General features: G+C 47.0%; 13 protein-coding genes. 12 read left to right on the top strand and 1 reads right to left on the bottom strand.

All coding sequences use genetic code 11. From position 1 onward, the window contains the following. The first annotated feature begins 5 nt into the window (after positions 1–5). From V5G21_RS20575 to V5G21_RS20530, 10 genes are all read left to right on the top strand, one after another. A complete protein-coding gene (locus tag V5G21_RS20575; RefSeq protein ID WP_035201712.1) occupies positions 6–1,244 on the top strand; it encodes a competence/damage-inducible protein A in 1,239 nt (412 codons plus the stop codon). Next, complete coding sequence (locus V5G21_RS20570) at positions 1,241–2,854, top strand: DEAD/DEAH box helicase (RefSeq protein WP_011247043.1); 1,614 nt, start codon at positions 1,241–1,243, stop codon at positions 2,852–2,854. Before V5G21_RS20575 ends, V5G21_RS20570 begins: the two co-directional genes overlap by 4 nt. A gap of 230 nt (positions 2,855–3,084) precedes the next feature. Then, positions 3,085–4,137, top strand: a complete 1,053-nt coding sequence (gene recA, locus V5G21_RS20565; protein WP_011247042.1) for a recombinase RecA — start codon at positions 3,085–3,087, stop codon at positions 4,135–4,137. 191 nt (positions 4,138–4,328) lie between these two features. Next, positions 4,329–5,321, top strand: coding sequence for a metallophosphoesterase family protein (locus V5G21_RS20560; protein WP_011247041.1), 993 nt, complete (start codon positions 4,329–4,331; stop codon positions 5,319–5,321). Beyond that, complete coding sequence (locus V5G21_RS20555) at positions 5,308–6,744, top strand: AAA family ATPase (protein ID WP_011247040.1); 1,437 nt, start codon at positions 5,308–5,310, stop codon at positions 6,742–6,744. The genes V5G21_RS20560 and V5G21_RS20555 overlap by 14 nt, the downstream gene beginning before the upstream one ends. After that, positions 6,741–6,995, top strand: coding sequence for a hypothetical protein (locus tag V5G21_RS20550; protein WP_011247039.1), 255 nt, complete (start codon positions 6,741–6,743; stop codon positions 6,993–6,995). The genes V5G21_RS20555 and V5G21_RS20550 overlap by 4 nt, the downstream gene beginning before the upstream one ends. Beyond that, the gene (locus V5G21_RS20545) at positions 6,985–7,647 is read left to right on the top strand and encodes an ATPase (protein WP_035201414.1); all 663 of its coding nucleotides are present in this window, start codon (positions 6,985–6,987) and stop codon (positions 7,645–7,647) included. Before V5G21_RS20550 ends, V5G21_RS20545 begins: the two co-directional genes overlap by 11 nt. A gap of 139 nt (positions 7,648–7,786) precedes the next feature. Beyond that, positions 7,787–9,364 (top strand): ribonuclease Y, encoded by a 1,578-nt coding sequence (gene rny, locus V5G21_RS20540; protein ID WP_095326155.1) that lies wholly within the window; start codon positions 7,787–7,789, stop codon positions 9,362–9,364. A 54-nt stretch (positions 9,365–9,418) separates the two neighbouring features. Next, positions 9,419–10,216 (top strand): TIGR00282 family metallophosphoesterase, encoded by a 798-nt coding sequence (locus V5G21_RS20535; protein ID WP_011247036.1) that lies wholly within the window; start codon positions 9,419–9,421, stop codon positions 10,214–10,216. Between the two features lie 135 nt (positions 10,217–10,351). Then, positions 10,352–10,615: a stage V sporulation protein S gene (locus V5G21_RS20530; protein WP_011247035.1), complete on the top strand. Its 264-nt coding sequence runs from the start codon at positions 10,352–10,354 to the stop codon at positions 10,613–10,615. Positions 10,616–10,660: 45 nt separating this feature from the next. Here the strand turns inward: V5G21_RS20530 and V5G21_RS20525 are convergent, their stop codons facing one another. Continuing rightward, positions 10,661–11,467, bottom strand: a complete 807-nt coding sequence (locus tag V5G21_RS20525; protein WP_011247034.1) for a protein-glutamine gamma-glutamyltransferase — start codon at positions 11,465–11,467, stop codon at positions 10,661–10,663. Positions 11,468–11,665: 198 nt separating this feature from the next. Between V5G21_RS20525 and miaB the strand changes: the two genes are divergently transcribed. Further along, positions 11,666–13,228: a tRNA (N6-isopentenyl adenosine(37)-C2)-methylthiotransferase MiaB gene (gene miaB / locus V5G21_RS20520; RefSeq protein ID WP_095235965.1), complete on the top strand. Its 1,563-nt coding sequence runs from the start codon at positions 11,666–11,668 to the stop codon at positions 13,226–13,228. Further along, on the top strand, positions 13,225–13,644 hold the full coding sequence (locus V5G21_RS20515; RefSeq protein WP_095254790.1) for a RicAFT regulatory complex protein RicA family protein: 420 nt from the start codon (positions 13,225–13,227) through the stop codon (positions 13,642–13,644). The genes miaB and V5G21_RS20515 overlap by 4 nt, the downstream gene beginning before the upstream one ends. Positions 13,645–13,786 lie beyond the last annotated feature (142 nt).

Genomic DNA, 13,786 nt, shown 5'->3' with positions numbered 1-13,786 from the left:
AAATAATGGCCGTTGGCTCAGAGCTGCTTCTTGGCCAGATCGCCAATACAAATGGCCAGTTCATCTCTAAACAGCTAGCAAGCATTGGTGTCGACGTGTACCGGCACACAGTTGTGGGAGATAACGAGGACAGGCTAAAAATAGCACTTCAAGAAGCATATGAGCGTGCCGATCTCGTCATTTTAACGGGCGGACTTGGCCCGACAAAAGATGATTTGACGAAAGAAACGGTCGCGGCGTTTTGTGGAAAAAGGCTTGTGTACGATGAAAACGCGCTTCATGAAATTGAAGATTATTTTAAACGCCATAACCGCGTCATGACGCCTAACAATAAAAAGCAAGCCTATGTGATTGAAGGCTGCACCGTGCTTGCAAACCGTCATGGCATGGCCCCGGGAATGCTATGCGAGCTGGAAGACGGGAAAAAATTGGCGCTTTTGCCTGGGCCACCAAGTGAAATGAAGCCAATGTTCGTCAACGAGCTTTTGCCTAAACTGTTAGGTGCCACTGAACAGACAGAAATCACTTCCCGTGTGCTTCATTTTTTTGGAATTGGGGAATCACAATTAGAAACAGACCTTTTGGACTTGATTGCGACGCAAACGAACCCGACAATCGCTCCATTGGCTGGTGATGGGGAAGTGAAACTGCGCTTGACTGTCAAGCATGCTGATAAAAATGAAGCTGCCCGTTTGCTTGATGAAACGGAAACATTGATTCGGAAACGGGTCGGTTCATATTTATATGGCTATAACGAAACGACACTGGTCAAGGAAACGTTTTTGCGTTTGCAGGCGAGCGGTCTGACAATTGCCAGCGCTGAAAGCTTGACTGCCGGGCTTTTCTCAAGCGAATTGGCTGCGTTCGCTGGCGCATCCCACGTGCTAAAAGGGAGCGTGACTGCCTACTCCAATGAACTGAAGCAGCAATTGCTTCAAGTTTCAAGCGCCACCCTTGCTAGCGATGGCGCCATTAGCGAAGCATGTGCATTGGAAATGGCACGTGGCGTCAAAACACTTTACGGTTCTGATATTGCCATCTCTTTTACAGGAGTGGCTGGCCCTGGGGTGCAAGAAGGCCACGAAGCGGGCACCGTTTTTCTGGCGCTTCTTTTGCCAGGAGGGAAAGAGCGCGTATACACGCTATCTTTATCCGGGGGACGCAATGCCGTACGAATGCGAGCGGTGAAATTTGGCTATTTTTATTTACTGGAAGAATTGAAAAGGAGCAATGGTAGTAAATGACCTATTTTACAGACTTTGATATTTCGGACCAAGTGAAACAAGCAATCCAGGATATGGGGTTTGAAGAACCATCCCCTATCCAAGAAAAAGCGATTCCTGCCATTTTGACAGGCGGCGATGTAATTGGCCAAGCGCAAACAGGGACTGGAAAAACAGCTGCTTTTGGGATACCGGTTGTCGATAAAGTGACTGAAGAGCGTTACATTCAAGCGTTAATTTTGACGCCAACAAGGGAACTGGCCATTCAAGTTTCTGGAGAACTGCAAAAGCTATCGGCTCATAAACGGATTCGGACGTTGCCGATTTACGGCGGGCAATCGATCGGCCACCAAATCAAAGCGTTGCGCCAAGGAGTGCAAGTAGTGATTGGTACCCCAGGGCGGATGCTTGACCATTTGCGCCGTGGAACGCTCAAACTTAATTCGGTCCATACCGTTGTCCTTGACGAAGCCGACGAAATGCTCGATATGGGCTTTGTCGATGACATCGAAGCGATTTTAAAGGAAGTCAATCAAGTGCGACAAACGTTGTTGTTTTCTGCTACAATGCCGCCTGCGATCCGCAAGCTGTCACGAAAATACATGAACGATCCGAAAACAGTGACGATTAATAAGGGCGAAGTGACGGCGCCTTCGATCAACCAAGTTTATTATAAAGTATTGGAGCGGAATAAAATTGACTCCCTTTGCCGCATCATTGATAGCGATGACGTGGAGCTCGGCATTTTGTTTTGCCGCACGAAAAAAGGTGTCGCTGAACTGACAGAAGCACTTCAAGCTCGGGGCTATCTCGTTGATGGTCTCCATGGAGACTTGACACAATCTCAGCGTGATGTTGTCATGAAAAAATTCCGCGACTCATCGATCGAGTTCCTCATTGCTACAGACGTAGCTGCTCGGGGCATCGATGTGGAAAATGTCACCCATGTCATCAACTACGATATTCCACAAGACCCTGAAAGCTATGTGCACCGGATTGGCCGTACAGGGCGAGCGGGCCGGACAGGCGCAGCGATTACGTTGGTTACGCCTCGGGAAATGAAGCATCTCCGCTCTATTGAAAAAGAAATCAAGATGCACATTCCGTCAGCGAGTGTACCGACGATTGAAGAAGTAGTTGAAAAACAGCAAAGTTCTTGGAAAAACTTAATTCAGGATACAATTGAGCAAGGCGGCAAAGAAATGGAGTTGTTCTTGCCCCTTGTCGATGAAATTCTTGCTGAGCAAGACCCTAAACAAGTGGTCGCGGCGCTATTGAAATTAAAGTTTTCTACAGAGACGGCAACCGAAGATGCTGGCTACAGCTTTGGGGACACAGGCGGTGCTAAAGGAATGGTCCGCTTCTTCATCAATGTTGGACGAAATGTCAATTTGACGCCGAAAATTTTAGGCGAAGAAATCGGCCGCCTTGTCGGCATTCCCGTCAAATCGATTGGCCGCATCGACATCTTTGAAAACTTCTCCTTTGTCGACGTACCAGAAGAGGCGGCGCCATTTGTGTATGAAGGCTTGCGCTATTCCCGTATTAATGGAGCACGCGTCAACCTTGAACCTGCTAAGCCTCGCCCGAAACGGGAGCGGCGCACGCCAGCAGGGTCGCGTCGTTCATAGACCTTTAGCCAAAGCGTGCTGCTTTGTCCACCACACGTAGTATTTACAGTCGGAAAGACCGGGTTCCGCCCGGTCTTTCCTATTTGTCGTAAAAAAAGACGAATAAATGTTCGTAAAAACTATTGGCAAACGAAGCAAAACACGTTATGATAGACTCATGCGAAGACTTACAACATTGTCCCTTACATGGATAACGATAGAAATGAGCGAATTGACAAGGAGAGATGAAAATGAGTGATAGAAAACAAGCGCTTGACATGGCTTTACGCCATATTGAAAAACAATTTGGCAAAGGCTCTATTATGAAGCTAGGTGAACAGGCTGAACAGCGCGTATCGACGGTATCAAGCGGCACCCTCGCCCTTGATATTGCTTTGGGCGTAGGTGGCTATCCAAAAGGAAGAGTCATTGAAGTATATGGACCAGAATCTTCCGGTAAAACAACCGTTGCTCTCCATGCAATTGCTGAAGTGCAGCGCAATGGTGGCCAAGCCGCTTTTATTGATGCTGAGCATGCCCTGGATCCTGTCTATGCGAGCAAACTAGGCGTTAATATCGATGAACTCTTGCTGTCCCAACCTGATACAGGCGAACAGGCACTTGAAATTGCGGAAGCACTTGTGCGCAGCGGTGCCCTTGATATCATTGTCATTGATAGTGTAGCTGCGCTTGTACCAAAAGCGGAAATTGAAGGGGAAATGGGCGACTCGCATGTCGGCTTGCAAGCACGTTTAATGTCACAAGCGCTACGGAAATTATCCGGAGCGATCAATAAGTCGAAAACGATTGCGATCTTCATCAACCAAATCCGTGAAAAAGTCGGCGTTATGTTCGGCAATCCAGAAACGACGCCAGGGGGACGCGCCCTTAAATTTTACTCGTCCGTCCGCTTGGAAGTGCGCCGTGCCGAGGCGTTAAAGCAAGGGAATGAGATTGTCGGCAACCGAACCAAAATCAAAGTCGTCAAAAACAAAGTCGCTCCGCCTTTCCGTTTAGCGGAAGTCGACATTATGTACGGAGAAGGTATTTCCAGGGAAGGTTCGATGCTTGACATTGCCTCGGAACTCGACATTGTCGAAAAAAGCGGTGCTTGGTATTCTTACAAAGGCGACCGCCTCGGGCAAGGCCGCGAGAATTCAAAACAATTTTTGAAAGAAAACCCGGAAATTACAGCCGAAATTGAGCGTTTGATTCGTGACCACCACGGGCTCGACGGGGAAGCGAAGCTGGAAGAGGCAGCTGAAGAACAAGCTTTTGAAGATGTGCCTTTAGATTTAAAATAAAGAGAACAACATTGAGGCTCCCGAACAGAGTCCGCTGATAGACGCCCATACAAGAGGAGGAAAGATCTGGCCTGTGCCATGTTCTTTCCTCTGTATTTGAAAAACACGGGATTTCAGCGGCTGCAACCGTTGAGGGGGCTTTTTTTATAGAAAAAAGAAGTTTCACTTGCAAAAGGAGCCGACGGGATAAAATGGTCACGTTTTTATATTTTACCGATACCCATATCCGGGGGACAGCGCCTAAAAACCGTTTAGATGCGTTTCCAGAAACAATGAAACAAAAGCTCACAGAAATAATGGCTATCGCCAACCGTGAACAAGTAGATGTGCTCCTCCACGGGGGTGATGTTTTTGACAGGCCTGACTTATCGCCAAGCACAGTTGGCCAATTCGCACAAATTTTCCGGGAAGCGCCGGCGCCCATATACACGATTGCCGGGAATCATGATACATTTGGTCATAACCCGGAGACAGTGTCACGGACGATGCTTGGTCTCCTTGATGCGTTTGGCATTATGAAGCTCGTCCATCCTGGCAAGCCGATTTTGATTGAAAAAGCTGGCGTCCGCGTGCAAGTGTCCGGCCAGCCATACCATTATGAACTCGACCAGCGTGACCCTAAGCTAGACTACTACCCAATTAATGAAACAGAAGCAGATACGATGATCCACCTCGTCCATAGCATGCTCGTCGAAAAAGCACTGCCTGAGGGCATTCCTCATACGCTAATTGACCACATTTGGGGGACGAGCGCCGACGTTATTTTGACAGGACATTACCATACTGGTTTTGGCATTAAGGAACAAAATGGCAAATTTATTTGCAATCCAGGGGCAATAGCGAGGATTAATAACCATTGGACAGAAGTAGAACGGCTGCCTAAAGTCATTATTGGTACTGTGACAAAAGAAGGCATAACGCTACGGGAAGAGACGCTGACTGTCGCCCAAAAAGGGAGCGACGTGTTGGACAGGGCTTATGTGGAAAAAGCAAGCCACCAGGAAGAAAAACTCCACGCCTTTGTCCAGCAAGTGAGAGAGCAGGCCGATTTCCAAACGCTGCAAATGAGTGAAATCATTCGCGAGCTCGCCTCTATGCAAGGTGTCGAAGACAAAGTAAAACAGGAAGCGCTAAGGCGGATGACGATCGTGGAAGAACGCTGGGAGCGTGATGAAACTGAATAATATTGTAAGTGTCAGGCTTGAAAATTTCCAATCCCATTTAGATAGCACGCTGCAATTTGACAAAGGCTTAAATGTGATCGTTGGGCAATCTGACAGCGGCAAGACCGCGATCTTGCGGGCAGTTCGTTGGGCATTGTTTAACCAGCCAAGGGGGACCGATTTTATCCGTGTCGGTGCCGATTTTGTCCGTGTGACCATCACAATGGACTCAGGGCGTCTTATCATACGCGAGCGGACAAGCTCAAAAAATCGCTACATCTTAAAAGAGCCAGGAGGAGAAGACTTGGTGCTTGAAGGGTTTGGCAGCCAAGTGCCAGAAGAGGTGCTCCAAGCCCATGGCATGAGGCCGTTCCGGATTGATGGCGATAATGAGTGGCATTTGCAAATTGCCCAGCAGTTAGACGGGCCCTTTTTGTTGGAAGCCCCAGGATCGCTGCGCGCGAAAACAATTGGCCGCATGAGCGGTGCCCACTATTTAGACATGGCGATCCGCGATGCCTCTAAAGATGTGTACGGACTCAGCCAACGAATTAAACAGAAACAAGCAGAAGTGGAGGAAGCCAAAACGGCGCTCGCCCCATTTGATGGGCTTGAGGCGGCGAAGACGAAACTGGACAAAGGCTTTGAAAAATTGCGGCTAGCCAAGGCTGCCCAAGATAGACTGGCGAAGCTAAAGCAATGGCATGCCCGTTACATAGAGCTGACAAGAGCAAAAGCAGAAGCCGACAAACAAAAAGACAGTGTAGCCCAGCTTGCTGATTGGGAAATCCGTTATGAACGGTTGTGTGCGCTAGCCGTTACAAACAAGCGTCTGAGCCAGTTGGCGGAACAATGGGCACGGCTCGAAAAAGACAGCAGCACCTGCTCTTTATGGCTTTCAAAAACAGCGCAAGTAGACAGTGCTTATAGCCTTCACCAGGAGATACGAAACGAGGCAACTCGATATGTGCGTCTGACCACTCTTAAGCGGCAAACCCAAGCAATAAAGGACAATGAGCAAACATTGACAAAGGCAATGGCGCAAACAGCTTTTGTGCAAAGCCTAGACAGGAAGCAACTTGTACGAATGGAAGAGGAGAAAGCCAAAAAAGATCGGCTCGAAAAACTCGCCCGCCAGTGGCAGCAAACGCAGCACGAATATACATCAGTCAAGGCTACCAGTGCAGAATTGAAAGGGACAGACCAAGCAGCCCGGCAGTTAAACGAGGCGATTGAAACGACGAAGCTTTTAATGAAGTTAAAGGATTATAAAAGGCAATTAGCAGAAGTGACAAAACGTGCTGCTGACGGACAAGCATTTGTGAAAGAAAAGCTAGCTGAAGAAAAGCAGTTGAGCGATCGTTATACGGAAACACTAAAAGCGCTTGGCATCTGCCCGACGTGTGGGCAAGCGATTAATCATGGAGGGGAGCATCACGGATGAATAGTGTAGAACAAGACTTGGAAAAAATGAAACAAGCAATTGAAAAGGCGAAAGACGTCCGTTACCGGGCTGAAGCAAAGCTTGAAGAGTTAGAGAATCAAAAGCAACGGCTGTTAGTTGAATTAGAGGAACTTGGCGTGAAACCAGAGGAGCTCGAACAAGAGATTCAACGTTTAGAAGATAGCATCGCACGTTCCATGGATGAAGCATGGTCCCTTATTCCGAAGGAGCTTGTTAGCCGTGAGCAGTGAACGGGAGCTGGAGCAGTTAGAAAATGCTTTCCAACAAGCGAGAGACCAATGGATGCGCCTTGATGAAAAGAAGCGGATGTTGCAAGAGCGACTTGAAGCGGCTGAAGCGGAACTTGTGCATATGGAAGACACGGTCGATACGTACGAAAAGGCGCGCGTTCTTTTGCAACAATCTGCAGAATATGCCAGGGAGCAGGCTAAGCAACAAATGGAGACGCTAGTGACAAATGCGCTCCAGTACGTATTTGGGCCGCTTGTCTCATTTGAAATCGAATTAGAAGAGCACGGCAACCGTGCAGTTGCGGACATGTACGTCATTTCTGATTACGAAGGCATTCGTGTGAAGACGAAGCCCCAAGACGCTAGAGGCGGCGGCGTTGTTGACATTGTGACGTTGGCGCTCCGCGTTGCTTTGATGGAAACGACACAGCCGCGCCAGGCAGGTCCGCTGTTGCTTGATGAGCCGGGCAAACATGTTTCAGGTGAGTATACGCATTACTTATACGAATTTTTAAAATCGCTGGCAACGATGTTTGGCCGGCAAATCATTATGATCACCCATAACCACCACTTAGCCGAATCAGGCGACAAAGCTTTTTCAGTGTCCATTCGCGATGGACTTAGCCAAATAGAAGACATTTCCAAACCTTGACATCGCCTGCGACTGAGCGTAGAATAAGAAATGATACAGTGTGTAAAAAAGGCTGTATTTTATGTAAGTTTGACCTGTAATTTAGCAAACGTGAATGCACCGTTAAAACCAACAATTGGATAGCAAGGGAGGTGAAACGATGCCAAGTTATACGTTGAGTCTCTTGGTTCTCTGCCTCATTGTACTTGCTTTCTCTGTAGTTTTTGCAGTTGTTGGATATCTTGTTCGAAAATCAGTCGCTGAAGCGAAAATATCAAGTGCGGAACACGCAGCAAAGCAAATGATTGATGACGCCAAGCGCGAAGCAGAAACGAATAAAAAAGAAGCGATTTTGGAAGTGAAAGACGAAGTCCATAAGCTTCGTAGTGAAGCCGAGCGTGAGGTTCGTGAGCGAAGAAATGAGATTCAGAAACAAGAGCATCGTTTGGTCCAAAAAGAAGAGATTCTCGACCGCAAAAGCGAAACTCTCGATAAAAAAGAAGAATCGTTAGAAAAACGGGAGGAATCTCTCGCCAAAAAACAACGACAAGTTGAAGAGATGGAAAGTAAAATGAGCCAGTTGCTTGTTGAGCAGAAACAGGAACTGGAACGAGTATCTGGATTGTCACGGGAAGAAGCCCGAATGATCATCCGACAAGAGGTTGAACAAGAAATTGCCCATGAAACAGCTCTTTTGATTAAAGAAAAGACAGCAGAGGCAAAAGAAACGGCAGATAAACGCTCGAAAGAAATTTTGTCTCTTGCCATTCAGCGTTGCTCCGCTGATCACGTGGCCGAGACGACGGTCTCTGTTGTCAATTTGCCTAATGATGAAATGAAAGGGCGCATTATCGGCCGTGAAGGGCGGAATATTCGCGCGTTAGAAACGTTGACGGGGATCGATTTAATTATTGACGATACGCCGGAAGCGGTCATTTTATCAGGGTTTGATCCTATTCGTCGCGAGATTGCCCGTTCTGCTCTGGAGAAACTTGTCCAAGACGGACGAATTCATCCCGCTCGGATTGAAGAAATGGTCGATAAATCGCGGCGCGAGGTCGATGAAACGATTCGCGAGTACGGCGAGCAGACGACATTTGAAGTCGGCGTGCACGGCCTCCACCCTGATCTCATCAAGATTTTGGGCAGGCTGCGCTTCCGTACAAGCTATGGCCAAAATGTCTTAAAGCATTCGATGGAAGTAGCCCACCTAGCAGGAATTATGGCAGCAGAGCTTGGTGAAGACGTGAAGCTAGCAAAACGAGCAGGCCTTTTGCACGATATCGGCAAGGCAATTGACCATGAAGTGGAAGGCAGCCACGTTGAAATTGGCGTCGAGCTTGCGACAAAATATAAGGAACATCCTGTTGTCATTAATGCAATTGCTTCGCATCATGGCGACACCGAATCCACGTCGATTATTTCGACGCTTGTCGCTGCTGCGGATGCATTATCAGCCGCTCGTCCCGGCGCAAGACGGGAAACACTTGAAACGTATATACGCCGCCTTGAAAAGCTCGAAGAAATTTCCGAGTCGTTTGATGGTGTTGAAAAAACATTTGCCATTCAAGCTGGGCGTGAAGTGCGGATCATGGTTCGGCCAGATGTCGTCGACGATGCTTTGGCCCATAAACTAGCGCGTGACATTACGAAAAAAATTGAGCAAGAGCTTGATTACCCAGGTCATATTCGAGTGACTGTCATTCGCGAAACACGTGCTGTGGAATACGCAAAATAAAGTGGCGAAAGCCACTTTATTTTTTTGAAATTTGTTTGGAAAAGAGGGATTCCCTTGAGGATTTTATTTATTGGCGACGTTGTGGGCTCTCCTGGCCGCGACATGGTAGAAACCCATTTGAAACGCTTGAAACAGCATTACAAGCCGACTGTCACGGTCATAAATGGCGAAAATGCGGCACATGGTAAAGGGATTACAGAAAAAATATATAAAGGCTTTCTTGATTTAGGCGCGCAAATGGTGACACTCGGTAACCATGCTTGGGATAAACGGGAAATTTTTGATTTCATTGAAGACGCGAAATGGCTTGTACGGCCAGCGAACTTGCCGCCGACCACGCCTGGTGTCGGCTTCCGGGTGATGAAAGTCAACCAATTGAATGTCGCCGTCATCAATTTGCTAGGACGGACGTTCATGAATCCCGCTGATTGCCCTTTCCGTACAGTCGATCGGATTTTAGAGGATATTGGCGCCGGAGCAGATTGCATATTTGTCGATTTTCATGCAGAAACGACAAGCGAAAAGCAAGCGATGGGCTGGCATTTAGATGGGCGCGTCAGTGCAGTGATCGGTACACATACACATGTGCAAACAGCAGATGAACGGATATTGCCAAAAGGGACCGCCTATTTGTCTGATGTTGGCATGACGGGCCCTTTAGACGGCATTCTTGGCATGGAAAAAGAAGCCGTGCTGTACCGGTTCCTGACGAATTTGCCTGCGCGTTTTGAAGTGGCTGAAGGGCGCAAACAATTAAACGGTGTTGTGATTGATATTGATGGCCGCACTGGAAAAGCAGAGAAAATTGAGCGCCTTTCCTTTTCCGATGAACGTCCGTTTATGGAAATATAGACAAATTTGTGTTTACGAGGCATATCCCTCCTATTTCTTTAATAGACATGTGATAAGGCGTTGGCCTGTTAATTGACAACTTGAGGAGACAACGATCGAACCAGCCCGCTTTATTTTATTTGAGGAGGGGTAGAAATGGAAGTCTTAAAGGTTTCAGCAAAATCTACACCAAATTCTGTTGCAGGCGCGCTCGCCGGTGTCATCCGGGAACGGGGAGCGGCAGAAATACAGGCGATTGGCGCAGGAGCATTAAACCAGTCCATCAAAGCGATTGCGATTGCCAGAGGTTTCGTTGCTCCCAGTGGAATCGACTTGGTCTGCATTCCCGCGTTTACAGACATCCATATTGACGGAGAAGAGCGAACGGCCATTAAGCTGATCATAGAACCTCGTAGCTAAAACAGGCTGCTGCATGAATACACGTGCAGCAGCCTGTTTTGCTTTTTAGTAAAAGTGGATACGCTCACCCATTTCCACGACGATTGCATCCAAAAGCCCAGTACGTGGCGTGTAGCCAGTAGCGGAGAATGTACGCACCAATTTAAAGTTAAGACGTGTTACTTGGTCGAGCAAGTAAGCGGACGTTTGCGAGCCTGGGATGCGTTGCTCATTTAAAATACGGATGATTTCGGCGCTCGGTTGAATCCCAATCCCATGGCCAAAGTACAAGTCACGATCAAGCTTAATCGCGTTTTCGCCGCGCCAGACGGAATTGTACGGGGCAAAATCGGGATTGTTAAAGTAAACACAGTCGCCAATACAATAATCGGTTCCTTTTCTTGTCACTAGCTGCAAGTCTTCGTCGTGTTCCCATGAATACAAATACAGCCCTTGGAACAACCGGTCAAACGAAGGACGGTCAATCGAATCGAGCACTGCCTTATAAAAAAGAATGATAATGGCAGTGGCGCATTCAAATCCGTAGGCTCTGCCATTTAAAAAGATATCGTTGATCGCATCAGACGGCCTCACAGAAGGTTTTAACTGGAAGGCGCCATTAGGCATACGCTGCCAAAAGCGGGGATTGCAATAGGACTGTTGAAAGGACTCGAATGAGGCGCCACTATGAAACATGGCGATTGATGCTTCGACTGTATGTAAGCGCAAAGCAACCTCAAAGCTGAGTTCATCAACGGATTGGTAGCGGTAAGTGGCGTTGCTTTCAAGCAAACTTGTTAGAATGGCGCGTTCCGCTTGGGATAGACCGTGGCTCGGTATTGTCTGCAACGGCTTTCCTGCAATTTCAATCATTGGACCAGCTCCCTTTATACGATTATTAAAACCTATGCGGCAAAAGGGACGTACAGCCCTCCTTTTTATAGCTAGGGCTAGCGTTAACATTGCTTTCAAATAAGATTGCCGCGAATCGGCTCTGTTCCATTGTTTTCTAAGGATGAGACACGTATAATATGGGAGGAACGTTTTGTTTGCATGGAAGGGGATTTTACAATGAGTGATCAAAACAAGACGAAAGATTACAGCAAGTATTTTGATTTTAGCGATGCACGCGTTGTTTCTGAAGACGACGAGAAAAAAATCATTAAAATAAAAGGCCGGGAAATTACCATATACGATCAGCCGAATTATCGGGCAGGGCGAAAGAGAAAACGCGAAGACGTGCAAGTGCTTCGTCCCGAAAATTTGATCCCCGAAGAGGTTGCCAACCTTGGCGCAGGGAAGAAATTTTTAATTCGAACATACGGCTGCCAAATGAATGTCCACGATTCTGAAAACATGTCAGGTCTTTTGCTCGGAATGGGTTTTGAGGAAACAACCGAAACAGAAGAGGCTGATATCATTCTATTAAACACATGCGCGATCCGTGAAAACGCGGAAAATAAAGTGTTTGGCGAAATCGGCAACTTGAAGCCGCTTAAATTGGAAAAGCCTGAACTGATTATTGGCGTATGCGGTTGTATGTCACAAGAAGAATCAGTAGTCGGCAAAATTATGGAAAAGCACCAGCATATTGATTTGATTTTCGGGACACACAACATCCATCGGTTGCCTCATTTATTACGGGATGCGATTTTCGGAAAAGAAATGGTCATCGAAGTGTGGTCCAAAGAAGGCGATATCGTTGAAAACATGCCACGCTCTCGCAAAAATAAAACACAAGCATGGGTAAACATTATGTATGGCTGTGATAAGTTTTGCACATACTGCATTGTCCCATATACGCGAGGCAAAGAGCGTAGTCGCTTGCCTGAAGACATTATAGCCGAAGTGCGTGATTTGGCGCGCCAAGGTTACAAAGAAATTACGTTGCTCGGCCAAAATGTGAACGCCTATGGCAAAGATTTGCCTGGCTCTTATCGACTTGGCGACTTGATGAACGAAATCCATAAAATTGATATTCCGCGCGTCCGGTTTACGACAAGCCACCCTCGTGATTTTGACGACCATTTAATTGAAGTGCTTGCCCAAGGCGGAAACCTTGTTGAACATATCCATTTACCAGTTCAGCACGGAAACTCTGATATTCTTAAACTGATGGGCCGCAAATATACGCGTGAGCAATACATTACGCTGGCAAATAAGATCAAACAAGCGATTCCGAATGCTTCCTTTACAACCGATTTAATTGTCGGCTTCCCGAATGAGACGGAAGAACAATTTCAGGACATGCTTTCTCTCGTGGAAGAAATCCAATTTGATGCAGCGTACACGTATATTTATTCGCCACGTGAAGGCACACCGGCAGCTCGAATGGAAGACAACGTCCCGATGTCTGTGAAAAAAGAGCGCTTGGCCCGCTTAAATGCCCTTGTTAACGACATTTCGAACAAGCGCAACTTGGATTATCAGGACAAAATTGTTGAAGTGCTCGTAGAAGGAGAAAGCAAGAAAAATGCAGATGTTCTTGCGGGACGCACTCGGACAAACCGGCTTGTTAATTTTGTCGGACCGAAATCAGCAATTGGCGAAATTGTCTATGTGAAAATAACAGAAGCGAAAACATGGTCATTAGATGGAGAAATCGTTTCGGCGCCTGAGGTGAAAGCACAATGACAAAGTTGTATACAAGACAGGAAATCAAAGACAAAGCAAAAGAACTGGCAAATATGCTCGCACGGACAGAGGAAGTTGATTTTTTCAAGCGCGCAGAAAAGAAAATCAATGAACATCTTCGCGTCCAGGAAATGATTGCCGACATTAAACGCTACCAAAAAGAAGCCGTTAATTTGAAGCATTACGGGAAGACGGAAGCGTTAAAAGAAGTGGAAGCGAAAATTGATAAATTGCATGATCAAATTGATGAGATTCCTCTCGTGCAAGAATTTAAACGGAGTCAAGTTGAAGTCAACGAATTGTTGCAATTAATCACGAACACCGTGTCTAAAACAGTTACAGATGAAATTATCCGTTCCATGGATGGCGATGTCATGCGAGGAACGACGACGAAAAACCCCTTTCATCACTGTTAACACGCTTGTTGTATTGCACTCAGACTGATCAAAAACGCTTGGAGTGCAGCCAAGTGAAGGTGCGAATAGAATGGGGTTCATAAGGATATGAGTGAGGCAAACGACGACATATGCGAGCGTTTGTCTATAGTCTGAACACGGC

The organism is Shouchella rhizosphaerae (genome assembly GCF_036700015.1).
GTDB classification, from domain to species: Bacteria; Bacillota; Bacilli; order Bacillales; family Bacillaceae_D; genus Shouchella; species Shouchella rhizosphaerae.
Note: the sequence above shows the minus strand (reverse complement) of the source record. Positions and strands in the feature narration are given on the sequence as shown.